Source organism: Isoptericola dokdonensis DS-3, from assembly GCF_001636295.1.
Lineage (GTDB): Bacteria > Actinomycetota > Actinomycetes > Actinomycetales > Cellulomonadaceae > Isoptericola > Isoptericola dokdonensis.
The window spans coordinates 2,793,697-2,815,725 of sequence record NZ_CP014209.1; the positions used below are offsets into that span (position 1 = coordinate 2,793,697).

General features: G+C 73.0%; 21 protein-coding genes and 1 riboswitch. Of the genes, 14 read left to right on the forward strand and 7 right to left on the reverse strand.

What is annotated here, in order from left to right; all coding sequences use genetic code 11:
• Nucleotides 1-86 precede the first annotated feature (86 nt).
• From I598_RS12970 to I598_RS18140, 5 genes are all read left to right on the forward strand, one after another.
• Nucleotides 87-1,295 (forward strand): cobalamin-independent methionine synthase II family protein, encoded by a 1,209-nt coding sequence (locus tag I598_RS12970; protein WP_068203322.1) that lies wholly within the window; start codon nt 87-89, stop codon nt 1,293-1,295.
• A 148-nt stretch (nt 1,296-1,443) separates the two neighbouring features.
• A complete protein-coding gene (locus I598_RS12975) occupies nt 1,444-1,983 on the forward strand; it encodes a nucleotidyltransferase family protein (protein ID WP_068205274.1) in 540 nt (179 codons plus the stop codon).
• A 32-nt stretch (nt 1,984-2,015) separates the two neighbouring features.
• Nucleotides 2,016-2,306, forward strand: a complete 291-nt coding sequence (locus I598_RS12980) for a HepT-like ribonuclease domain-containing protein (RefSeq protein ID WP_198155697.1) — start codon at nt 2,016-2,018, stop codon at nt 2,304-2,306.
• 19 nt (nt 2,307-2,325) lie between these two features.
• Nucleotides 2,326-3,675, forward strand: coding sequence for a M20 family metallopeptidase (locus I598_RS12985; RefSeq protein WP_068203324.1), 1,350 nt, complete (start codon nt 2,326-2,328; stop codon nt 3,673-3,675).
• A gap of 36 nt (nt 3,676-3,711) precedes the next feature.
• On the forward strand, nt 3,712-4,200 hold the full coding sequence (locus I598_RS18140; protein WP_068203325.1) for a helix-hairpin-helix domain-containing protein: 489 nt from the start codon (nt 3,712-3,714) through the stop codon (nt 4,198-4,200).
• Between the two features lie 3 nt (nt 4,201-4,203).
• Here the strand turns inward: I598_RS18140 and I598_RS12995 are convergent, their stop codons facing one another.
• Nucleotides 4,204-4,506 (reverse strand): putative quinol monooxygenase, encoded by a 303-nt coding sequence (locus I598_RS12995; protein WP_068205275.1) that lies wholly within the window; start codon nt 4,504-4,506, stop codon nt 4,204-4,206.
• 102 nt (nt 4,507-4,608) lie between these two features.
• A riboswitch (SAM riboswitch) is annotated at nt 4,609-4,726 on the forward strand.
• Between the two features lie 61 nt (nt 4,727-4,787).
• Here I598_RS12995 and I598_RS13000 point away from each other — a divergent pair.
• Together I598_RS13000 and I598_RS13005 are read left to right on the forward strand one after the other, a co-directional pair.
• Complete coding sequence (locus I598_RS13000; RefSeq protein WP_068203326.1) at nt 4,788-5,402, forward strand: hypothetical protein; 615 nt, start codon at nt 4,788-4,790, stop codon at nt 5,400-5,402.
• A 62-nt stretch (nt 5,403-5,464) separates the two neighbouring features.
• Entirely contained in the window at nt 5,465-7,135 is a 1,671-nt protein-coding gene (locus I598_RS13005; RefSeq protein WP_068203327.1) for a nuclease-related domain-containing DEAD/DEAH box helicase, read from the forward strand.
• 21 nt (nt 7,136-7,156) lie between these two features.
• Here the strand turns inward: I598_RS13005 and I598_RS13010 are convergent, their stop codons facing one another.
• On the reverse strand, nt 7,157-7,831 hold the full coding sequence (locus tag I598_RS13010) for an SIMPL domain-containing protein (protein WP_068203328.1): 675 nt from the start codon (nt 7,829-7,831) through the stop codon (nt 7,157-7,159).
• A gap of 143 nt (nt 7,832-7,974) precedes the next feature.
• Here I598_RS13010 and I598_RS13015 point away from each other — a divergent pair, with 143 nt between their 5' ends.
• The 4 genes from I598_RS13015 to I598_RS13030 all read left to right on the forward strand — a co-directional run bounded on the left by I598_RS13015 (nt 7,975) and on the right by I598_RS13030 (nt 11,798).
• Nucleotides 7,975-8,361, forward strand: a complete 387-nt coding sequence (locus tag I598_RS13015) for a hypothetical protein (RefSeq protein WP_068203329.1) — start codon at nt 7,975-7,977, stop codon at nt 8,359-8,361.
• 28 nt (nt 8,362-8,389) lie between these two features.
• Nucleotides 8,390-9,133, forward strand: a complete 744-nt coding sequence (locus I598_RS13020; protein ID WP_068203330.1) for a vWA domain-containing protein — start codon at nt 8,390-8,392, stop codon at nt 9,131-9,133.
• Between the two features lie 57 nt (nt 9,134-9,190).
• On the forward strand, nt 9,191-9,730 hold the full coding sequence (locus I598_RS13025; RefSeq protein WP_068203331.1) for a hypothetical protein: 540 nt from the start codon (nt 9,191-9,193) through the stop codon (nt 9,728-9,730).
• A gap of 346 nt (nt 9,731-10,076) precedes the next feature.
• Nucleotides 10,077-11,798, forward strand: a complete 1,722-nt coding sequence (locus I598_RS13030; protein WP_232314158.1) for a DUF2075 domain-containing protein — start codon at nt 10,077-10,079, stop codon at nt 11,796-11,798.
• Nucleotides 11,799-11,865: 67 nt separating this feature from the next.
• Here the strand turns inward: I598_RS13030 and I598_RS13035 are convergent, their stop codons facing one another.
• The 3 genes from I598_RS13035 to I598_RS13045 form a co-directional block, all read right to left on the reverse strand.
• On the reverse strand, nt 11,866-13,872 hold the full coding sequence (locus I598_RS13035; RefSeq protein WP_083973258.1) for a hypothetical protein: 2,007 nt from the start codon (nt 13,870-13,872) through the stop codon (nt 11,866-11,868).
• 113 nt (nt 13,873-13,985) lie between these two features.
• A complete protein-coding gene (locus tag I598_RS13040) occupies nt 13,986-15,143 on the reverse strand; it encodes a Fic family protein (RefSeq protein ID WP_232314159.1) in 1,158 nt (385 codons plus the stop codon).
• Between the two features lie 76 nt (nt 15,144-15,219).
• Nucleotides 15,220-15,624 (reverse strand): YchJ family protein, encoded by a 405-nt coding sequence (locus I598_RS13045; RefSeq protein ID WP_068203332.1) that lies wholly within the window; start codon nt 15,622-15,624, stop codon nt 15,220-15,222.
• Between the two features lie 129 nt (nt 15,625-15,753).
• Between I598_RS13045 and I598_RS13050 the strand changes: the two genes are divergently transcribed.
• Entirely contained in the window at nt 15,754-17,268 is a 1,515-nt protein-coding gene (locus I598_RS13050; protein ID WP_083973260.1) for a nucleobase:cation symporter-2 family protein, read from the forward strand.
• Nucleotides 17,269-17,657: 389 nt separating this feature from the next.
• Here I598_RS13050 and I598_RS13055 read toward each other — a convergent pair whose 3' ends face one another.
• On the reverse strand, nt 17,658-18,875 hold the full coding sequence (locus I598_RS13055) for an MFS transporter (RefSeq protein WP_068203333.1): 1,218 nt from the start codon (nt 18,873-18,875) through the stop codon (nt 17,658-17,660).
• Between the two features lie 239 nt (nt 18,876-19,114).
• On the opposite strand from I598_RS13055, the gene I598_RS13060 reads away from it, so the two are divergent.
• Nucleotides 19,115-20,224: a LacI family DNA-binding transcriptional regulator gene (locus I598_RS13060; RefSeq protein ID WP_083973262.1), complete on the forward strand. Its 1,110-nt coding sequence runs from the start codon at nt 19,115-19,117 to the stop codon at nt 20,222-20,224.
• Between the two features lie 13 nt (nt 20,225-20,237).
• Here the strand turns inward: I598_RS13060 and I598_RS13065 are convergent, their stop codons facing one another.
• Complete coding sequence (locus I598_RS13065) at nt 20,238-20,804, reverse strand: GNAT family N-acetyltransferase (protein ID WP_157557237.1); 567 nt, start codon at nt 20,802-20,804, stop codon at nt 20,238-20,240.
• Nucleotides 20,805-20,905: 101 nt separating this feature from the next.
• Here I598_RS13065 and I598_RS13070 point away from each other — a divergent pair, with 101 nt between their 5' ends.
• Complete coding sequence (locus I598_RS13070) at nt 20,906-22,024, forward strand: GNAT family N-acetyltransferase (RefSeq protein ID WP_068205281.1); 1,119 nt, start codon at nt 20,906-20,908, stop codon at nt 22,022-22,024.
• Nucleotides 22,025-22,029 lie beyond the last annotated feature (5 nt).

A 22,029-nucleotide genomic window follows, 5' to 3' on the forward strand; every position in this document is an offset into this window, starting at 1 on the left:
ACCGTCCGCCATCGTGACAACGGGCTTGCCGGACCGGCAAACGTGCGACCATCGGGACGATCCACCCCAGGACGAGAGGTAGCACCGTGCTGCGCAGCACCGACCGCATCGAGACCACCCACGCCGGCTCCCTGCCGCGCACCCCCGAGCTGATCGCCGCCAACGCGGCCCGCGACGCCGGGGACGCCGACGGCGCCTTCGACTCCCTGCTGCGCGACGCCGTCGCCGGTGTCGTGCGCCGCCAGCAGGAGGCCGGCATCACCGTCGTCGGTGACGGCGAGTACGGCAAGTCCATGTCGTCCCCCGTCGACTACGGCGCCTGGTGGTCCTACTCGTTCCAGCGCACCGGCGGGCTCGAGCTCGACACCGACGCGAGCTGGGTGCTCGCCGACGTGCGGTCCGCGCCCGGGGACGTGCGCCTCACCGGGTTCGGCAACCGTCGTGACCAGGCCCGTTTCCGCGAGGCGTACACCGACCCGACGTCCGGCATCTTCGGCGGTGCCGGCCCCGGCGCGTTCCCGAAGGTCACCGGCCCGCTCACCTACACCGGCCAGGCCGCCGTCGCCGCGGACGCCGCGAACCTGCGCGCCGCCGCCGACGCCGCCGGCGTGACCGACGCGTTCGTCACCGCCATCGCGCCCGGGTCGGCCACCCGCATCCACAACGAGCACTACGCCACCCACGAGGAGTACGCGTACGCGTGGGCCGACGTGCTGCGCGAGGAGTACCTCGCCATCGTCGACGCCGGGCTCGTCGTGCAGATCGACGACCCGGGCCTCGCCGAGTCCTGGGACCAGATCACCCCCGAGCCGACCGTCGAGGACTACCTCGCGTTCTCCCGCATCCACGTCGAGGCGCTCAACCACGCGCTGCGCGGCATCCCCGAGGACAAGGTCCGCTACCACCTGTGCTGGGGCTCCTGGCACGGCCCGCACTCCACCGACCTGCCGATGCGAGACATCGTCGGACTCATGCTCCAGATCGACGCCGGCGCCTACTCGTTCGAGGCGGCCAACGTGCGCCACGAGCACGAGTACCGCGTGTGGGACGACGTGCGGCTCCCCGAGGGCAAGGTCCTGCTGCCGGGCGTCGTGTCGCACGCGACCAACGTGCTGGAGCACCCCGAGCTCGTCGCCGACCGCATCGAACGGTTCGCCACCCGCGTCGGTCGCGAGAACGTGCTGGCCTCCACCGACTGCGGCCTCGGCGGGCGCGTCCACCCGCAGATCGCGTGGGCGAAGCTCGAGTCCCTCGCCGAGGGTGCGCGGATCGCGTCGGAGCGACTCTGGCGCTGACCGGCCTCCCGGTTCCCGGGGCGCGCGAGCGTCTCTGAACGCCCTCCTTCACGGCTGTTTCGGGGACGTTCAGAGACGCCCGAGGTTCGCTCCGGGCCGCCGCAGGTGGACGGAACGGCCCTGATAGCATCTGCTATCGGAGGTGGCCATGCCCCAGACCCACGGCGACGACTCGGCAGTCGAGCGTGCCTTTGCCGAGTACCTGAACGCGCTCGGAACGTCGGCCGATGCCCTGCGTGCGGAGGCGAGCCGAACGCTGGAACGAGGTGCGAGGCAGGCTCGCGAGCTCGGGTGGAGTCAGCGTCGGATCGCCCGGGCGCTCGGCCGTAGCCAGCCCGAGGTCAAGAGGTTGCTCGACCGTGGGCCCGAGGCTCCGGAGCCCTCTGAGCCGGAGGTCCGCGCGACGCTGATGGACCAGGTGCTTCGCCGACGACGGGACGAGATCGTCCAGGCCGCGGCCCGGCGCGGCGTACATCACCTGCGGTTGTTCGGATCGGTCGCCTCCGGGACGGACCACGACACCTCCGACGTGGATCTCCTCGTCGATGTCGACGAGGGGGTCGGCCTCTTCACACTCGGTGCGCTGGAGGCCGAGCTGTCGGCGATCCTTGGTCGGCCGGTCGACGTCGTCCCTGCTCGTTCGCTCCGGCCGGCAGTCCGCGCACAGGTGCAGGCGATCCCCTTGTGAAGCGGTCCGATGGCGACCATGCGGGTGAGGCGTTGGAGCACCTGGAGATTCTTCGGGCCCACGTCGAGGCCGGTTCCTGGGAGGACCAGGTGACGGTCGACGCGGTATGCCTCCGCCTCGCTGCAGCGATCGACGCCTCGTCCCGGCTCAGCGAGGCCGCCCGCGCCGAAGCATTCGGAACCCTGTGGCCGGCGGTTCGAGCGACACGGAACCGGATCGTCCACGGCTACGTCACCGTCGATGCCGAGATCGTCCGAGCGACGGTCGAGCACGATCTGGACGGGTTCGCGGCAGCACTCCGGCGCATCGGCCGTGACACGTGAGCTTCCGTACGATGGCGTGATGCCTGTGGATGGAGCCCGCCCGCCCAGCACCGCCTATCTCGACCACCTCGCCGCCGAGACCGAGCTGCGCCGCCGGGCCGCCGAGCCCGGCCCCGGGGAACCCGACGGCGGGACGCCCGGCGGGGCTCCCGCCGTGCTCGCCGGGGTGGTCGACGCCGCGGCGTCGGCGCTGGAACCGGAGCTCGCCACCGTCGTCCGCACCCTGCACGCCCACCCGGAGACGGCGTTCGAGGAGCACGACAGCGCGCGGCTGCTCGTCGACCTGCTCGGCCGGCACGGCATCGCGGCCGAGACGGGGACCGGCGGGGTCGCGACGGCGTTCCGCGCGACGCTCGGACCGGGCGGTGGCCCGACGATCGCGATCTGCGCCGAGTACGACGCCCTGCCGGAGATCGGCCACGCGTGCGGCCACAACGTCATCGCGGCGGCGGGCGTCGGCGCGTTCCTCGCGCTCAAGGACGTCCTGCAGGCCACGGACGCCCCCGCCGGCCGGGTCGTGCTGCTCGGCACCCCGGCCGAGGAGGGCCACACCGGCAAGGAGGTCCTCGCCCGCGCCGGGGCGTTCGACGACGTCGACGCGGCGATCATGGTGCACCCGTACGGCGCGGACGTCGCCGACCAGGTGTGGCTCGGCCGCCGGCTGCTCACCTGGACGTTCACCGGCCGCAGCGCGCACGCCTCCGCGCAGCCCTTCATGGGCCGCAACGCGCTCGACGCCGCGAACCTCGCGTACGCGGGCGTCGGGCTGCTGCGCCAGCAGCTGCCGCCGTCGGACCGGGTGCACGCCATCATCACCGACGGCGGCACCCGCCCCAGCGTCATCACCGAGCGGGCCGTCGTGCGGCTGTACGCCCGCTCGAAGTACCCGGACACGCTGCGTGACCTGTCGCGACGCCTCGACGACGTCGCCCGCGGGGCCGCGCTCATGACCGGCACCGACGTGAAGATCGGCTGGGACGACGGCGCCCACCCGTCGCTCCCGGTGCGCACCAACGCTGCGCTCACCGCCCGCTGGGTGGCCGCGCAGCAGCGGCGCGGCCGCGACGTGCTGCCCGCCGGCGTGGTGTCCGAGACCCTGGCGGCCTCCACCGACTTCGGCAACATCAGCTTCCGGGTGCCGGGCATCCACCCGCTCATCAAGGTCGCCGACCCGGCCGTCGCGCTGCACACCAAAGACTTCGCCGCCGCCGCCGGCTCCGCCCGCGCGGTGGCCGCCGCCGTCGACGGCGCCGCCGGGCTGGCACTCACCGCGCTCGACTACCTGTGCGACGACGGCCTCCGCGCCGCCGTCGACGACGAGTTCTCCGCCGCCGGCGGGTCGATCGACGTGCCCTCCTACTTCGACTGACCGGCGCACAGGCCGCGTCCGTGCGAGCGTGGACGCATGACCTCCGAGAAACAGCTCCGCCAGGCCGCCCTCGCGCTGCCCGACGTCGTCGAGTCCGAGGGTGCCTTCCGGGTGCACGACGTCGTGTTCGTCTCGGCCGTACCGGGCATCGGGATCCAGCTCGCGCTCGACGCGGCGGACGCCGAAGCCCTGCTCGGACAGATCGGCGGCGCCGAGGAGTCGCCCGGCGGCGTCGCGGTGGGCCTCGACGACCTCGATGGGCAGCAGCTCAACCACTGGGTGCGGCGCGCCTGGCTCGCGTGCGCTCCGCACGAGCTCGTCGAGACGGTGGTGGCGGCGGACTCCGCCGCGCCCGGGTCGGTCGGCGACCTGCCGGCCACCATCGGGCGGCCCGCGACCCGGGCGCTCGCGGGCGCCGGGATCACGACGCTCGCGGCGGTCGCCGAACGCTCCGACGGGGACCTGCTGGCGTTGCACGGCGTCGGGCCGCGTGCCGTGCGCCTGCTGCGCGAGGCGATCGGCTGAGGCTCAGCCCCGCAGCGGTGAGCCCGCGACGGTGAAGTCGAACCCGCCGAACTCCCCGGACAGCAGCGGGCGGGCAGCGGCGATGGACTCCTGGACCGCCGGCAGCTCCAAGGAGTCGCGGTGCGCCGCCGCGGACGTCCACAGCTCGGCGACGAACACGGTGTCCGGGTGGTCGTCGTGGGTGCCGACCTCGTAGAGCAGGCAGCCCGCGGCCGCGAGCTCGGGGCTGCGCCGCGTGAGGTGCGCGACGAGCTCGTCCCGCCGCCCGGGGGCCGTACCGAGGGTGCCGACGTTGGCGTAGGTCATGCGCACGACCGTAGCCCCGCCGTCCGACACCGCGCCCGACCAGGTGCGTGCCGCCACGGCCGAGTTGCCAGGTCACCGACCCGTCGGGTAGACATCTGCCCAGGTCACGAGCGACCGGCAACACGCCCTCCGCGTGCCGGTCCGGCAACCGCGCCCCTCGCGCACGGTGCCCCAGGAGGAAGACCCGCCCCGCGCCGACAGGCGCAGGGAAGAGCGAGGTCGACGTCACCTCGGAGCGCTCCGGCGCACCGACGTCGTCGGCCCCTGACCCGGGAGCCCGCATGTCCTTCACGTTCCGCACCCCGCACGGCACCGTCCACGAGGTCGACGCCGACGACCCGTGCCGCACCGCCCTCAGCTCGGTCGGCGAGCTCGTCTGCCCCGTCCACACCGGGGTCCAGCGGCCGCGGTCCCGGCGCTCCTGCACGGCGGCAGTCCGGGCGCACCGGCTCTGCCAGGTCTGCCTTCGTGCCACCGTGCCCCTGCGGAACTTCAAGGACGCGCAGCGGCACGTCTGCGACGACTGCCTGCGTCTCGATCGGGAGGTCGCCGCCGCGCGCGGTGGGAGCCCGCTGGTCACGACGATCCAGGGCGAGAGCCTGACGCGCCGCACCACCGCCCACGCCACGCTCGCGTTCGGGGACCTATGGGTAGGCGCGGTGGCGGGCGGACTGCCGGTGTTCGTCCTCGACGACCACGCGCCGTACTGGGGTGCCGTGCCCTCGCGCGGTGGTGTCGTCACCGTGGCCCGTACGGCGGCCGTCCGCTTCGCCTGGTTCGACGACTGGCGTCGTCGCCCGTGGGACGGGGCCGAGCAGCGCCGTCGGCACCTCGCCTGGGCGAGGGCCGTGCACCCGACCAGCAGTCTCGCGCAGCACCCGGGTGAAATCCGGTGACGGCGGCGACCGTTCCCTGGCGCACGCGTGACGCGGACAAGGGAATCCGGTACGAAGTGGGCATGGTGCGCCTCCTCCCGCCCGACCCCCGGTTCCCCGACGACGGCGGCGCCGAGCGCGCCGTGTGGGAGGCGCTCGCGGACGCGCTGCCGGACGGCGCCGCCCTGTTCCACGGCGTCCACCTGCAGGAGGGCGCACAGGAGTACGAGATCGACGTGCTCGTCGCCTGGCCCGGGGTCGGGATCGCCGCGATCGAAGTCAAGGGCGGGTACGTCGACCGGGTCGACGGCGCCTGGTACCAGGGCAGCGGGGACGCGCGGCACCGCATCGACCCCGTCGCGCAGGTGCAGGGCGCCCGCCACGCCCTGCAGGCGCTGCTGCGCGAGCGCGGCGACCTGGCGGCGTCGTCCCGCACCGCGCACCTCGTCGCGTTCCCGCACCGGTACGTGCCGGGCGACTGGCAGACGCTCGACCTGCCCCGCGACATGCTGGTCGACCGGGGCGACCTCGAGTCACCCGGTCAGGTCGCGGCGCGCGTCAAGCACGCGATCGAACGGCACGGGCAGGGGCACTTCCCGCTCGACGACCTCGGCGTCGACGAGCTCGCCACGTCCCTCGCCGGCGGTTTCCCCGGCCACGCCGAGCACCTCACCCGTGCGCTCGAGCACGAGACCTGGCTCGAGCAGATGACCCGCGACCAGTCCCGCGTCCTCGACCTGTTCGCCCAGGTGCGGCGCCTGCGCGTCGTCGGCGGCGCCGGGTCCGGCAAGACGTACCTCGCGCTGGAGCAGGCCCGACGCCGCACCCGCGCCGGGGAGCGGGTCGCCCTGCTCTGCTACTCCCGCGGCCTCGGCCGCTACCTCGAACGGATCACCGCCACCTGGCCAGCGCGGGAACGACCCGCCTACGTCGGGCTCTTCCACGACCTGCCCCGCAGCTGGGGCGCCACCGGCGGCCGCGACGACGACCCTGACTACTGGGAGCGCGACCTGCCGCTCGAGCTCGGCCGCCTCGCCGGCGAGCGCGGGCCGGACGACCTGTTCGACGCCGTCGTCGTCGACGAGGCGCAGGACTTCGGCGACCTGTGGTGGCCGTCGCTGCTGCGCTGCCTGCGCGACCCCGACCACGGCGGCCTCACCGTCTTCCTCGACGACGCGCAGCGCGTCTTCCCCCGCGACGGGCAGGCACCCCTCGACCTCGTGCCCGTCACCCTCGACGAGAACCTGCGCTCCACCAAGCAGATCGCCCACGTGTTCGGCGCGCTCTCACCCGACCGCGTGCGACCGCGCGGCCTCGACGGCGCCCCCGTGCGGATCGTCGACGTCCCCGCCGACCGTGCCCTCGATGCGGCCGACGACGCCGTCGAGGCGCTCCTCGACGAAGGCTGGGAACCCGGCCAGGTCGCGCTCCTCGCCACCGGCCGGCGGCACCCCGAGCAGATCAACGTCGTCGGCACGTCCGGCCACGCCGCCTACTGGGACGACTTCTTCGCCGGGACCGACGTGTTCTACGGGCACGTCCTCGGGTTCAAGGGCCTCGAACGGCAGGTCGTCGTGCTCGCCGTCAACGGCGTCCGCGACGCCGCCCGGGCGCGAGAGATGCTCTACACCGGGCTCTCCCGCGCGCGGACGCTGCTCGTCGTCGTCGGCGACCGGTCGTGGATCGAGGACGTCGGCGGGGAGGGTGTGCGCAAGCGGCTCGCCAAGGCCGAGGTGTGGGACGGCACGGCGTGAGCGCGGCCGGGTGCGCGGAGCTCAGGTCGTCTCGAAGTCGGCGGTCACGACCGCGGTGACCTCGACCTCCTCGACGCGCAACCGCAGGTCTCCGGTGCTGCCCGACGTCGTCACGCCGTTGCGGGCGCCCACCCCGGACTGCTGCTTCGCGCCGTACGGGCCGGCCGGTCGCAACCCCTCCTCGTAGAGGTGCACGAGGGTCACGTGGTTCTGCCCGAGAGCGGAGGCGTAGGCCTCCGCGCGCAGGCGGGCGTCGACGGCGGCGTCCCGGCGGGTCTCCGAGGTCAGGGCGTCACGGGTCTTCTCGGTCAGCGCCCAGGAGACGTGCGCGACCTCCGCGCCCTGGAGGGCGTTCGCCCGCGCGGCGAACGCCGTCATCCGCGCGAAGTCTCGGAACTTCACCTGGACACCCGCTCCCGCGACGTGGCGCTGCTGGAGGACCTTGTCGGCGTGCGCGCTCGGCTTGACCCACTCCTTCTCGACCCACGTCACCACCGGCTCGGCGCCCCACCAGGTGGCCGCACCGGCATCGGCCTCAGCGCGGGCCAGCGTGCTGACCTCGCGCAGCACTGCAGCCGCGTCCTGGGCGGTCCGATCGACCGGCGTCGGATGCTCGAAGCGGATCCGCACGCGGACGGTCGCGCGCTCGGCGGCCAGGTGTCGGACGGCCCTGCCCTCCACGGTGATGACGGCCATGCCTGCCCCTTCGGCTCGGTCGGGCTGTCCTCGGCGCTGCCCGGTCCGGGCCACCGTAGTGCCTGGCAGTGACCGACGCTGGTGGCGGGTGAATCCGTGTCCTCCTATTGCCTATGTGCAGTTAGTGCACATAGGCTGGCCGCATGACGACCCGACGGCAGTCCGACCGCCCCCGCCTCGACGCCGCCCGCGCGGCGCTCGACGAGGCGTCCACGGCCGAGCCGGGACGTGCCGTCGAACCGCTCGCCCGGGCGCGGGCGCTGCTCGACGGTGCGCTCGACGAGGCCATGGCCGAAGCCGTCCTCGACGGCGCCTCCCTGCGCGCCGTCGCCGAGCTCGCGGGCGTCGCACCCAACACCGTGCCGCCGCGACTCGGGCGCACCACCATCCTCGGCGGCTACGCGTCGCCCCAGGGCCGCGTCACCGCCGACGGCGTCTCCCGCGCCCGCTACGACCGCGAACGCGGCACCCCGCCCCCCGCCGACCCGCCCGTCGTCGAACCGCTGCGGTTCCGCCGCCGCAACAGCTGACACTCGCCGCACCACGAAGGGAACCGCCATGCCCGACGCCGCCCTCACCCACCTGGTCATGCTGCTCGACCGCTCCGGCTCCATGCAGTCCATCAAGGCCGCCACGCAGGAAGGGTTCGACGCCTTCCTCGCCGAGCAGCGCGGCACGCCCGGCCGCTGCCGCGTCACCCTCGCCCAGTTCGACCACGAGTACCAGGAGGTCTATGCCGACCGGGACGTCGCCGACGTCCCGCCGCTCGACCTCCAGCCCCGCGGACGCACCGCGCTGCTCGACTCCATCGGCCGCGTCGTCCACACCACTGCCGAACGCCTCGCCCGGCTGCCCGAGGCCGAACGTCCCGCCAACGTCGTCGTCGGCATCATGACCGACGGCCACGAGAACGCCTCCCGCGAGTACACGCACGCCGCCGTCAAGGCGCTCGTCACCGAGCGCGAGGAGATCGACGGCTGGACCTTCCTCTACCTCGGCGCCAACCAGGACGCCATCGAGGTCGGCGCCTCCGTCGGCATCCCCCGAGGCCGGTCCATGACCTACACGACCGGCAACGTCGCCGCCGCGTACGCCGCCACCTCCCGTGCCATGAGCGACGTCCGCACCGCCGTCGCCGCCGGCGCCGCACCTGCCGCCGCCCGCGACCAGCACGCCGTCTACTCCGACGCCGAGCGTGCCGCTGCTGCCGGGCCCGACGTCCCCGCGCCGCGCGCCGGCGGTGGACGCGGATGGTCCGCACGGCCGGACGTCGTGCGGCCCCGGAGCGGAACCCAGCGCTGACCACTGCCTCCCACGGCGGGGCGCCGTGCGCCCGACATGACACTCACCTGGAGAAACATGACCGACGACGTCTACCGCTACCAGACCTTCTACCGGACCAAGGCCCGCGGCCGGCTCCATGTCATGGGCTGCAGCCACCTCCCGTCGGCAGACCCCTCGGACTTCGTCCTCGCCGACGCCGCCGACCTCGCCGACCTCGCTGTGTGCACCGAGTGCGACAAGGAGATCCGAGGCATCGGCCGCATCCCCTACGAGTCCCTCGACGCCGCGTTCGAGGACGTGAAGCTCCCCGTCGAGAACCGCCCCCGCATGCGCGAGATCGCCGCAGAGCTCGACTACACCCGCATCTGGGCACCGCAGGGGCGCTCCTACGTCGCCGTCGGTCACCTCGACGGGCGAGCCGCCGCGGCGTACTTCACCCATGGCCACGTCGACGTCCGCGTCGACGACGCCACCTACCGTCGTGAGGAGATGCCCAACTTCACGAGGACCTCAGGGCGTGGCGGACGGGTGGCCGCCACGGAACGGCCCGCCGCCGTCTGCCCGACCTGCGCCGTGCAGCTGCCGGCGACCGGACTCTGCGACGACTGCGACTGACCGGGTGCCGCGTCCACCCGGCGCACGGCAGCCTTGAAAAGTTTGGCGACCGAGACGCCCCACACAGTCGAACAGACTGAGGATTGTCCGCCTGAGGTCGTAGCATTTCGTCCGTTACGCGGTACCGACGAGCTTCCGCTCCTGGACACGCTCCCCGCCGCACGAATCTTCGTGCTGCCCAGGAGCGTTCGTGTCCGGACCTGTCAGGTACTCCGCTCGTGCTCTCGCCGAGCTGGCGACGTCGGACGTCTCGTTGGTGGAGAAGCACCTCGAGGAGTTCTTCGTGAGCCAAGGCTTGGGTGTCCCCGGCCCGAGCGAGCGGCGCTCCTGGACACGCTCCTTGCCCGTGATCGCACGGGACCTGACCGACGCCGGACTCGGCGCCGTCGAGGTCCTTCTCGAGTACCGCCTGCCCTACACGTCGCGGCGGGCGGACGTCGTGCTCGCGGGAATACATCCGCAGAGAGGCGGAGACTCGTTCGTCGTGGTCGAGCTCAAGCAGTGGTCGCGCGCCCGACGTCATGACGAGTCGGAGAGTCTGGTCCACGTCGATGGGTCCCCCCGGCGGGATCACCTGCACCCGAGCGTGCAGGTGGCGGGGTACGTCGACTTCATCCGGGAATTCACCGCCACGCTGCACGACGCCCACGAGACGATCCGCGGCGTCGCCTACCTGCACAACGCGCACCATGCCGACGTCGCCGACCTCATCGACGCCGAAGTTGTGACGACGGCACCGCTCTTCACGGCGAGCTCGCGAGGTCGCTGGATCGAGTACCTCCAGGCCAATCTTGCCGCCTCGAGCGGGGCGGCGTCGGCCGACCGCCTGCTGCGTTCGGCGGTGCGGCCCTCCAAGCAGCTCCTCGCGGTGGCCGCCGACGAGGTGCGCCGCCGCGAGCAGTTCGTGCTCCTCGACGACCAGCGGGTCGCGTTCGAGCTCGTGCAAGGGGCCGTGCGCAGGGCGTACAAGGACAACACCAAGACCGCCGTGGTGGTCTCCGGCGGTCCGGGCTCGGGGAAGAGCGTCATCGCGCTCTCGTTGCTCGGTGAGCTGGCCCGGGAAGGCCGCACGGTGCTGCACGCCACCGGATCCCAGAGCTTCACGCGCACGCTGCGCAAGGTTGCCGGGAAGGGATCCTCGGCGACGCAGAAGCTGTTCATGTACTTCAACAGCTTCATGTCCGCGGAGAAGAACGAGCTCGACGTGCTCGTCCTGGACGAGGCTCACCGGATCCGTGAGAAGTCCGTGAACCGATACACGCCCCAGGCGATCCGGGAGCGGGCGCGCCCGCAGATCGACGAGCTGCTGGACGCGGCACGGGTTCCCGTCTTCCTCCTCGACGAGCACCAGGTGGTGAGGCCGGGGGAGAGCGGAACCGTCGAGACGATCACCGCCGCTGCCGAAGCGCAGGGCATCCGGGTCGAGCACGTGAGTCTGCACGACCAGTTCCGAGCCGGCGGGAGCGAGGCATACATCGAGTGGGTGCTGCGCCTGCTCGGCCTGGTCGAGGGCGGACCCATCCCCTGGCAGGGCGACGACCGTTTCGCGCTACGGACCGCCGCGTCGCCACGGGAGCTGGAGGTCGCACTCGAGGCATACCTCGGCAAGGGCTTCGGCGCCCGGATGACGGCCGGCTACGCCTGGCGATGGAGCGACCCGATGGCGGACGACACGCTGGTCCGGGACGTCGTCGTCGGCGACTGGTCCCGCCCGTGGAACGTGAAGGGCGAACGAGCGGTCGGGGACGCTCCGCCCTCCTACCTCTGGGCGACGAACCCCGGCGGGTTCGGCCAGGTCGGCTGCGTCTACACCGCGCAGGGATTCGAGTACGACTGGAACGGCGTCATCCTCGGCCCGGACCTCGTCTGGCGCACCGATCGGTGGGTCGCCCGTCGCGACGAGAACAAGGACCCGGCCTTCCGCTCCCGCAAGGAAGTCAGCGACGAGCAGTTCGACGCACTGGTCCGGAACGTCTACAAGGTCCTGCTCACGCGGGGGATGACAGGCACCATCGTCCACTCCGTCGACCCCGAGACCCAGGGACTGCTCGAGGGTCTCGTTCGCTGACCTGTCGTGCGGTTCCGCAGCGATCGGTGGCGAGCCGCGTAGGGCGTACAGGTCCGGTCGGACGTGGTCACGGCTCGACGTCGTCGTGCAGCACCACCCGCGACAGTTCGTAGCCCCCGTCTGGCAGCCGCCAGAAGTGCAGCCGCCGCGCGGAGGGCGTGTTGATCTGGAGGGACACACGGAAGCAGGTGGCGCCGTCGGCGTCGCGCGTGACCGGTTGCGAGTCACCGCCCTCGTCGGTGCGGAGCCGGTGGAGCTGGAGGCCGTTGATGTCGGCGGCGCGGCCGGTGACGACGTGCACGACGGTCTCGACGATCTTGCGGCGGCTGATGCCGCCGAGGGTGAGGGAGTCGAGGAACCGGGGGCCGAGGGAGTAGTCGCGCAGCGGCAGCGAGGCCTTCTGGGCCGCGGGGACGCCGCGCACCCAGGCGGTGCGGACCTCGTGCCGGAACTGGTCGGCGGGGTCGGTGAACCAGGGACCGTCGTCGTCCGACGTCGGGGTGCGGCTCTCTGCCTGTTGGCGCCGGAGGTCGGCCTGGCGGTACTTGCGCTTCTGCTCGCCGAGGCTGCGTTCGAGCCGGGTGATCCGTGCTTCGAGCTCGTGGACCTCGAGAAGGAGCTGTTCGTTCTCGCTTCTGAGCTGCTGGGCGAGGCGTCCTGAGGTGGTGGCGTCCCGCTCGGCGGTCTCGGCGCGCGTGACGGCGGCGGCGAGGGCGAGCTGCGCGTCCTGCAGCGCCTTGCCCTTGGGTGCGGGTCCCGCGGGGGTGGCAGGCGGTGCCGGTGTCGGCGCGGGAGGGGGCTGCGGGGGGCGATGGGTCGGGCCGTGGGACAGGAGCGCCGGTGTGGGTCGCACGGGCGCCGCCTCTGCGGGTACCGCCGCCTCCACGGGTTCCGTCAGGTCCGCCGGTCCCGTCGTCTCCGCCGGCACGTACGCCGTCGCCGAGGCGGGTTCAGCAGCGGGAGACGGCGACAGCGGAGGTGTCGGTCGCGGTGTCGGTTCCGGCGCGACGGGTTCGGGCGCACGGCGCCCTGTCGCGACGGGTGGGAGCAGCCACGGCGGCCCGCCGGGCAGCAGGGCGAGGGCCGGGACGGGGACGTCCTCGGTCTCGTCGACGTCGTCGAGACGGACGGTCAGCCCGGCGGGGCCGACGACGGTGCGGGCGAGCACGACCTCGCCGGGTTCGAAGAGGTCGTCGAGGTGGTCGAGCTCGTTGGTCGTGACGTGCGCGCGCGGCACCCGGGAGGCGTGCCGCGGTGCCAGCTCGACGGTGACGGCGTCCGCCGACGCCTCGCGTACCCGCACGAGCACGACGTCGCCGTCGCGGTAGGCGGTGCGCGCCAGGTGCTCGGACGCCGCGTCGTCGGGCAGGTGGGCGCCGACGTCGAGCAGCCGTGACGTGGGGTCGAGCACGCCGTGCACCCGCAGGCCCGGGGCGAGCACCTGCGCCAGCGGCACCCCGGCCCCGGTGAGCTCCTCCGCGACGGTGGCCTGGCCGCCGTCGTCGAGGTCGACGAGCGCACGCTGCCCGAGCACCCTGCGCACGATGCCTTCGACGACGGCCGCGGCGGGGGCGAGGTCGGGGGCGCCGATGAGCCCGGCCTGCAGCGCCGCCCCGAGGACGTCGTGCACGAGGTCCGCGCGGACGCGTGCGCCGTCGGCGTCGGAATAGGCGAAGCGCAGGCGCGACCGGCGTGGTTGGCCGACCCAGGCGTGGTCGACGGGGTACACGCGGGACGCGCCGCCGTACACCTGCGTCTGCGGGGGCATCGCGGCGGAGAACGCCCACGACGGGTCGCCGGTGCGGACGAGCGCCACCTCGGCGAGGTCACCGACCTCGGACTTCAGCTCGCCGGTGTCGACGTAGGGGCCGTCCGCGTCGGCGGCGGTCGACACGACGGCGACGGGCCACCTGCGGCCCGGGGTGAGGAGCCGGACGGCGAGCTCGCGGGCGGCCTCGGGCGTGTCGACGGCCACGACGTCCGCGGGCGGGCGCGCGCGGGTCGGGACGTCCTGCTCGCCGAGGGGCGGCGCGGCGGCGCGACGCTGCTCCCGGGCACGGTTGCGCTGGGGCACTCCACCTCCTGACCCTGTGGACCGAGGCTATCCGGGTCCTGCGACGACGAGTCCACGGGCGCGCGGAGGAGCCGCCGTCGACGCACCGGCGACGGCCGGCGCGGGAGCTGTTCCTAGGCGGCCGCCCGCCTCCGGACGTCGTCGATCAGCCACGGGTAGGGATCGGCGAGTGCTGGGCGGCCCGATCTGATGTCGTGGCCGATCGCCCGCAGCGGACCCGTGGCGGTGTAGTAGCGGCCGCGCGTCTGACCGTGCGCCTCGAGCAGTCCTGCCGCGACGAGGGCGCGCAGGTCACGACTGGCGGTCTGCTCCTCGATGCCGGCCTGCTTCACGTACGTCGGGCGGGCGACGCGCAGCCCGCGGACGGCGTCGAAGAGCGCGTCCGCCGTGCGTTCCTGCACCCCGTGCCGGGCGATCAGCTCGTCGATCGCCTGCCAGGTCCGCACGGCCTCGTCGAAGCGTCGCTGCAGGGTCTGGGCCTGCATGTGATGTGCGCGGAGGTTGAACTTGATCCAGAGCCCGGCGTCGTGCTGCGGGTTCCACGCCCCTCGCCCGGTCGCCGCCAGGATGCGGTGGTAGTCCTCGGTGTTGCCACCCAGCCATTCCTCGATGCTGGAGAACGTCAGTTCGAGGACTCGGTCCTGGGCGAGGACGAAGGTCTGCAGGGCTCGTGCGATGCGACCGTTGCCGTCCTTGAACGGGTGGATCATCACGAGGTTGAGATGGGCCATCGCTGCGTCGACGAGCGGTTCCGTCCCTCCGGTCGTCAGGGTGTCGACCAGCGCTTCGACGAGCCCGGGGACCATCTCGGACGGCGGCCCCTCGTAGACCGTGGCGTCCCGGGTCTCGTCGCGGACGTAGATCGGGCCGGGACGGAACCGTCCCGGCTCGACCGACAGGTCGTGCTCGAGCAGCATGAAGTGCATCGACCGCAGGGTCTGGGAGTCGATGCCGAAGCCGACTTCCGGAGCCATGCGCAAGATGTACGTCATCATCCGGCGATACCCGAGGATCTCTGACCAGGTGCGTTGGTCGGCGGTCAGGGGCGGCTCGTCGTCGACGGCGGCGAGCGCGTCCTGATCGGAGACGGTGTAGCCCTCGATCGTGTTGGAGCCCTGGATGGCTCGAGCCTGGGTCGTACGGCGCATCCCACTGGTCCACCGTCGGGGGGTGCGCAGCATCGTCGCCAGGGAGTCACGGAGGCCGCGGATCTCGTTGATGACTCCGGCATCCTCGTGGTCCGTCTCGGGTGTCCGGTAGATGGCGGTCACGGGGGCCTCCGACGATCGAATGATTCAATCATCATGTCACTCGGTCGAGAAGTAACGCAATGATGAAGTCAAAGCGTCACGCGACGTCGCCGTCGACGTAGAACCACCGCCCGCCCTCGCGGACGAACCGGCTGACCTCGCGCAGCTGCCCGCGCTGCCCGTCCTGGCGGTACGTCGCGACGAACTCGACGGTGCCGGCGTCGTCGAACGGCCCGCCGCCGGTGGCGGAGACGACGTCGAGCCGCAGCCAGCGCTGGTCGGGGTCGATCTCCAGGTCCGCGGGCCGGGTGGACGGGTGCCACGACGACAGCAGGTAGGCGGCGTCGCCGACGGCGAAGGCGGAGTACCGCGATCGCATGAGCGCCTCGGCGGTGGGTGCGGCGCGCTCCCTGCGGTGCAGCGGGCCGCAGCACTCGCCGTAGGGGAGGCCGGTCAGGCAGGGGCAGCGTGCGTCGTCGTCCACGCCCTCATGATCGGCCATCGGGTGCCCCGCCGTCGGGCCGCGATCCGTCACCCACTGGTTACACGGGGTCATCGGGCCCGAAACGACCGGTGTTTAGCGTCGACTTAACGCCGACGTCGGCGCACGACCCATCCGAGGAGCTCAGTGATGACGGACGCACCTGCCACGACGGCGCCCCCCGCGCCACCGGCCAAGCACCCGGTGGACGAGGTCCCGCGCCTCGCCCGGCTGTTCCCGCTCGGCCTGCAGCACGTGCTCGCGATGTACGCGGGCGCGGTCGCGGTGCCCCTCATCGTGGGTGGCGCGCTGGGCTACAGCCCGGAGGACATCGCGTTCCTCATCAGCGCCGACCTGTTCGTGGCGGGCATCGCGTCGATCGTGCAGTCGGTGGGCTTCTGGCGGTTCGGCGTACGCCTGCCGATCATGCAGGGCGTCACGTTCGCGGCGGTCGGGCCGATGATCAGCATCGGCACGACCTACGACATCACGGCGGTGTTCGGCGCGACGATCGCGACGGGCCTGTTCATGATCCTCGTCGCACCGTTCTTCTCGACGCTGCTGCGGTTCTTCCCGCCGATCGTCACGGGCACGGTCATCCTCATCATCGGCGTGTCCCTCATGGACGTCGCCGCGGGCTGGATCACGAGCCAGGGGGAGTCCGCGGCGCCGTCCGACATCGGGCTGGCGTTCGGCACCCTGCTGTTCATCGTGCTGATCGAGCGGTTCGCCCCTGCGGCGATCGCGCGCTGCTCCGTCCTCATCGGGCTCGCGCTCGGCACGCTGGCGGCGCTGCCGATGGGCAAGGTCGACTGGTCGGGCGTGGGGGAGGCGGGCTGGTTCGCCCTGGTCACGCCGCTGCACTTCGGCCTCCCGACGTTCCCCGTCGCGGCGGTGCTGTCCATGCTGGTGGTGGGCCTGGTCATCATGGTCGAGACGACGGGCGACATGATCGCCGTCGGCGAGATCGTCGACCGTCCGGTGAGCAAGAAGCGCCTCGCGGACGGCCTGCGCGCCGACGGCCTGTCCACCATGCTCGGCGGGTTCTTCAACACCTTCCCGTACACGGCGTTCGCGCAGAACGTCGGCCTGGTCAGCCTCACGGGCGTCGCGTCGCGGTTCGTCGCGACGATGGCCGGTGCCATCCTCGTCGTCCTCGGCCTCGTGCCGAAGGTGAGCGCCGTCGTCGAGGGCGTCCCCAGCGCGGTGCTCGGCGGCGCGGGCATCGCCCTGTTCGGCATGGTCGCGGCGTCCGGCATCCGCTCGCTCACCAAGGTGACGTTCACCAGCAAGAACATCCTCGTCGTCGCCGTCTCCCTGGGCGTCGCGATGCTCCCGACGGTCAAGCCGGAGATCTACGCCGAGTTCCCGACGTGGTTCCAGCTGATCTTCGACTCCGGTATCAGCGCCGGTGCGATCACCGCGATCGCGCTCAACCTGCTCCTCAACGGTGACCAGCTCAAGGGTGGCGTGCAGGACACGCAGGACGTCGCCCCGCACGACGCGCTCCGTGCCGTCCAGCCCGCCGTCCTGCACTTCGACGCCGCGACCGGCAAGGAGGAGAAGGTCGAGGCGCCGGTGACCGCGACGACGACGGGCTCCGACCCCGTCGTGGACGGCACCGAGCCCGACCCTGCCGACGACGAGGCCGGTCGCCGTGTCTGACGGCCCGGTCCCGTCGTCGGCGACCTGGTGCGCGGGTCCGCGAGTCGGCGCGCCGTGCCGCGAGTCAGCGTTGCCGGGCACGAGTCAGCGTGACTGGGTGCGAGTCAGCGCACCGTGCCCCGAGTCAGCACTGTTGGCCGCGAGTCAGCGCTCCTCTGCGCGAGTCGGCGTGCGACGGCGCGAGCAGGCGCAGGACCCGCTCGGTCGGTGCGATCAGGCTCTGATCGGTGAACTGCCTGGTCAGGCGGCTGTCCCGACGCGGACCCGGGTCCGCGGCTCGGGCAGCTTCACGCTGACCGGCGGCTGGTCGTGCTGACTCGTCACAGGGTGCGCTGACTCGCGCCGACGTGCGCTGTCTCGCGCCCGGAGGTCTCGCCGTCGGACGCGGGTCAGGCCTCGCGGGCGACGACGTCGGCGGCCTGCTCGACGACGCTGACGAGCGGCGGGTTGAGGCGCTCCTCGAGCAGCAGGACGACGAGCGCGAGCAGCACGAGACCGGCGCCGACGAGCGGGACGACCCGCACCCCGACGACGGCGACGAGCAGCGCGCCGAGCGCGGACCCGCCGGCGATGCCGAGGTTGAAGGTGGACGACGCGACAGCCTGGGCCATGGTGGTGCCGCGGGGGGCGACGAGCATGACGCGGTGGGACAGCGCGGGCGGGACGGTGGAGAACGAGAGCCCGCACACGACGAGGAACGTGACCGCAAGGATCTTGTTCTCGCCGAACGCCCACAGCCCGAGGACGCCGACGGCGTAGATGCCGATCCCGGCGAGGAGCGACGCCGCGGGGCGGCGGTCGAGGTAGCGGCCGACGACGATCGCGCCGACGACGCCGGCGGCGCCCTGGAGCAGCAGCAGGCCGGGGATGTCGGACTGGGTGAACCCGGTGACGTCCTGGAGGTACTGGGTGCCGAACGTGATGACGCCGAACGCGCCCGTGACGACGAGCACCGTGGTGACGAGCTGGAACCCGAACCGTCGGCCGCTCGGGTGGGGTGCCTGGGCGGCGCCGCCCGCGCGGGGCGCGACGGTGGGGAACAGGACCAGCACGATCACCATGACGACGGCGGAGAGCGCGGCGACGGCGCCGAAGGTGACGCGCCAGGTCGTGAGCTCGCCGAGCCAGGTGCCGATCGGGACGCCGAGGAGCGGGGCGAGGGAGTTGCCGATGGCGAGGCGGGACATCGCACGCCCGCGCACCAGCGGCGGGAACAGCCCGAGGGTGGCGGGCACGACCGCGACCCAGAACAGCGCCTGGGCGAGCCCGGTGACGAGCCGAGCCGCCATGAGCTGCTCGTAGGACGGCGTCAGCGCCGCCCACAGGGTGGCCAGGGAGGCGACGCCGCAGCAGGCGGCGAGCACCCAGCGGCGCGGGATGCGGCTGGTGGCCCAGGCGAGCGGCACGGACGACACGAGGACGACGAGCGCGTACGCGGTGACGAGCAGGCCGATCTCGGAGGTGCTGCGGCCGAGGTCGGGGGCCATGAGGGTGAGCAGCCCGGACGGCAAGGACTCGACCGTGACGAAGAGGAACGTCGAGGTGGCCATCGCGGCGAGGATGATCGTGGCGCGACGGGTGTCGACGGCGGGCTGCTGGGTGGACATCGAATCGATTCTACGGTTGCGCGGTCGCCGGACCGAGCCGAATTCTGCGCTGACCGGAGTGATCTTGCGCTGACTCGCGCCGTCGTGCGCTGACTCGCGCCCGCCCGCGCTGACTCGCGCCGTCGTGCGCTGACTGGCGCCCGCCCACGCTGACTGGCGCCCGCGTGCGCTGACTCGGGGTCTTGCCGCCGGTCGCACGGCTGTGAGCGTTCACAGTGAGCGCGCTAGACTCGGCCCCCATGAGCGGCACCACGAACGGCGACGTCGACGTCGCGTCCCCGGACGGCACCGGTCGGACGTCGGCGCAACCCTCCGCCGTGCCGGCGCGCGGCGGCCGCGGCAGCCGCAAGCCCGTCAAGCGGCCGACGATCCGCGACGTCGCGGCGGTGTCCGGCGTCTCGCGCGGCACCGTGTCGCGGGTGATCAACGGCGGCCACTGGGTGTCGCCCGAGGCGCGCGCCGCCGTCGAGGACGCGATCCGCAAGACCGGCTACCGCGCGAACGAGCACGCGCGCTCGCTCGTCACGGGCCGCTCCAACTCGGTGGCGTTCCTGCTCACCGAGCCGCAGCACCTGCTGTTCGAGGACCCGAACTTCCCGCGCCTGCTGCGCGGTGCCACGGAGGCCGCCGCGCTGCGCGAGATGCCGATGGTGCTGCTCGTCGCCGGCACCGCGGAGGAGCGCCGCCGCGTCGCGGGCTACGTCGAGGCCGGCCACGTCGACGGCGTGCTGCTCATCAGCTCCCACGAGGGCAACCCGATGATCGGCGAGCTGCTGCGGCTCGGCGTGCCGACCGTCGCGTGCGGCGTCCCGCTCGGCTACGAGGACAAGGTGGCGTACGTCGCGGCCGACGACCTCTCCGGCGGCCGCACCATGACCCAGCACCTGCTCGACCGTGGCCACCGCCGGGTCGCGACCATCACGGGCCCGATGGACACCCCGGGCGGCGTGCTGCGCCTCCAGGGGTACCGCGAGGCCCTCGGCGACGCGTTCGACCCGGCCCTCGTGGTGCACGGCGACTACTCGCGCGAGTCCGGCCGCCTCGGCATGGCACGCCTGCTCGCCGAGCAGCCGGACGTCGACGCCGTGTTCGTCCACAGCGACCTCATGGCGGCGGGTGCGCTGGTCGCGGCGCAGGCGGCGGGGCGGCGGGTGCCGGACGACGTCGCGGTCGCCGGGTTCGACGACAACGGGGTGGCGGAGCAGCTCCATCCGGCGCTGACGACGATGCGTCAGCCGTACGAGCGGATCAGTGCGGAGATGGTGCGGCTGCTGGTCGACGTCGTCGACGGCGCCGAGCCGGCGGCCGTCACGCTGCCGACGTCGCTCGTCGTGCGGGACTCCGCCTGAGCGTCGACCCAGGTCAGGGGCGCTGCCACTCGCGGGCGAGCATCCCGTAGACGAGGGTGTCGGTCCACTCGCCCTTCGACCACCAGTCGGCGCGCAGGTGCCCCTCACGCTTGAGCCCGACGCGCTCGCACAGCAGCGCGGACCGCTCGTTGCGGGCGTCGAGCTGCGCGACGACGCGGTGCATCCGGTAGTGGTCGAACGCGATGCCCAGCAGGGAGCGCAGCGCCTCGGTCGCGAACCCGCGGCCGGTGTAGGCGGGGTTGAACGCCCAGCCGACCTCGCCGCGGGACACCGTGTCACCCGTCGTCCACAGGGAGACGTCGCCGACGACGGTCCCCTCGTGCTCGACGACGAGCGCCAGCGCGGAGCCGGGCTCGTCGACGCCGGTGCGCGCCATGCGGCGGGCGAGCTGCGTCTCGGCGTCCTCGGAGGTCCACGGCTCCTCCAGCAGGAACCGCGCGACCTCGGGGTCGGCGTAGTAGGCCAGGAGCGCGTCGAGGTCGCCCGGCGCGTACGTGCGCAGCACGAGCCGGCTCGTCCTGACGGGCAGGGGAGCGCGGAGCGGGGTCACCTCGGTCACGGGAAGGCACCCTAACCCGAGACCGCCCCACTGGTGGGGACGACGGCGTGTGACGGTGGAAACAGGTGGCGCCCGCCGTCGGTGCGTGCGCACCCTGGAGCATGACCTGGATGCTGACGGAGGCACCGCACGCCACGTCGCCCGACGACCCGGCGGCGTGGGCGTACCGGGGCTGCGCGGACGTGGAGCGGCAGGTGGCGCTCGCCGACCTGGGCAACGCGGACGGCGTGCCGTCGGCCCTGGACGTCGTCGTGACGATGAACGAGGCGGGCTACCACCGACGGCGGCGTGTCGTCGCGGTCGAGGACTCCGGTGACGGACGGCACGTCGTCGGGCTGGGGTTCTTCATCGCGGACCTGCGCGACAACCCGGACAGCGCGGACGTGCGGGTCGCGGTGCTCCCGGAGCACCGCCGTCGTGGCATCGGGTCGGCGCTGCTGCACCGGATGGTCGAGATCGCGCGTTCCGAGGGCCGGTCGGTGCTCCAGGCGGAGGTGGACGTCGCCGACGAGCCGGACGCCGGCGGGCCGGGCGTGCTCACCGCGCCGACGGGCAACGGGCGGGTCCGCGCCGACGCGCCGGGCGTCGCCTTCGCGCGGGCCGCGGGGTTCGACCTCGCCCTGATGGCGCGCCGGTCGTGCCTGACGCTGCCGCTCGACGACGCCCTGCTCGACCGGTGGGAGGCCGACGCCCGCGCGGCGGCGGGCCGGGAGTACCGGCTGCACACCTGGCGCGACGACCTCCCCCAGCGCTGGCACCAGGCGTACGCGGACCTGGAGCACCAGCTCACGGTGGACGAGCCGAACCCCGGCCTCGACCTGGAGCCGGAGCAGTGGGACGCCGACCGGGTCCGCGCGATCCTGGACCGGCTCGCCCGGCAGCGCAAGGGGTTCGTCGTGACGGGCGTCGAGCACGTGCCGTCGGGGCGGCTGGTGGCGATGACGGTGCTGGAGCACGGTCTCGACACCCCCGAGTTCTCGGAGCAGGAGACGACCGTCGTCATGCCCGAGCACCGCGGCCACCGGCTGGGCCTGCTCGTCAAGGCGGTGAACCTGCGCGCCCACCTGGCCGCCTGGCCGTCCGTGCGGCGCGTGTGGACGTGGAACAACGAGGACAACCCGCACATGCTCGCGATCAACGTCGCGATGGGGTTCCGGCCGGCTGGAGGTGCCGCGCTGTTCCAGGCGCGGGCCGACGGCGTCCGGTCGCCGCGCGCGTAGCGTGG

What these genes read in the sequence shown, in the direction of transcription:
- I598_RS12975 (WP_068205274.1), top strand. Translation starts at nt 1,444, where the DNA reads ATGCCCCAGACCCACGGCGACGACTCGGCAGTCGAGCGTGCCTTTGCC.
- I598_RS12985 (WP_068203324.1), top strand. Translation starts at nt 2,326, where the DNA reads ATGCCTGTGGATGGAGCCCGCCCGCCCAGCACCGCCTATCTCGACCAC.
- I598_RS18140 (WP_068203325.1), top strand. Translation starts at nt 3,712, where the DNA reads ATGACCTCCGAGAAACAGCTCCGCCAGGCCGCCCTCGCGCTGCCCGAC.
- I598_RS12995 (WP_068205275.1), bottom strand. Translation starts at nt 4,506, where the DNA reads ATGACCTACGCCAACGTCGGCACCCTCGGTACGGCCCCCGGGCGGCGG.
- I598_RS13000 (WP_068203326.1), top strand. Translation starts at nt 4,788, where the DNA reads ATGTCCTTCACGTTCCGCACCCCGCACGGCACCGTCCACGAGGTCGAC.
- I598_RS13005 (WP_068203327.1), top strand. Translation starts at nt 5,465, where the DNA reads ATGGTGCGCCTCCTCCCGCCCGACCCCCGGTTCCCCGACGACGGCGGC.
- I598_RS13010 (WP_068203328.1), bottom strand. Translation starts at nt 7,831, where the DNA reads ATGGCCGTCATCACCGTGGAGGGCAGGGCCGTCCGACACCTGGCCGCC.
- I598_RS13015 (WP_068203329.1), top strand. Translation starts at nt 7,975, where the DNA reads ATGACGACCCGACGGCAGTCCGACCGCCCCCGCCTCGACGCCGCCCGC.
- I598_RS13020 (WP_068203330.1), top strand. Translation starts at nt 8,390, where the DNA reads ATGCCCGACGCCGCCCTCACCCACCTGGTCATGCTGCTCGACCGCTCC.
- I598_RS13025 (WP_068203331.1), top strand. Translation starts at nt 9,191, where the DNA reads ATGACCGACGACGTCTACCGCTACCAGACCTTCTACCGGACCAAGGCC.
- I598_RS13045 (WP_068203332.1), bottom strand. Translation starts at nt 15,624, where the DNA reads ATGGCCGATCATGAGGGCGTGGACGACGACGCACGCTGCCCCTGCCTG.
- I598_RS13050 (WP_083973260.1), top strand. Translation starts at nt 15,754, where the DNA reads ATGACGGACGCACCTGCCACGACGGCGCCCCCCGCGCCACCGGCCAAG.
- I598_RS13055 (WP_068203333.1), bottom strand. Translation starts at nt 18,875, where the DNA reads ATGTCCACCCAGCAGCCCGCCGTCGACACCCGTCGCGCCACGATCATC.
- I598_RS13060 (WP_083973262.1), top strand. Translation starts at nt 19,115, where the DNA reads ATGAGCGGCACCACGAACGGCGACGTCGACGTCGCGTCCCCGGACGGC.
- I598_RS13070 (WP_068205281.1), top strand. Translation starts at nt 20,906, where the DNA reads ATGACCTGGATGCTGACGGAGGCACCGCACGCCACGTCGCCCGACGAC.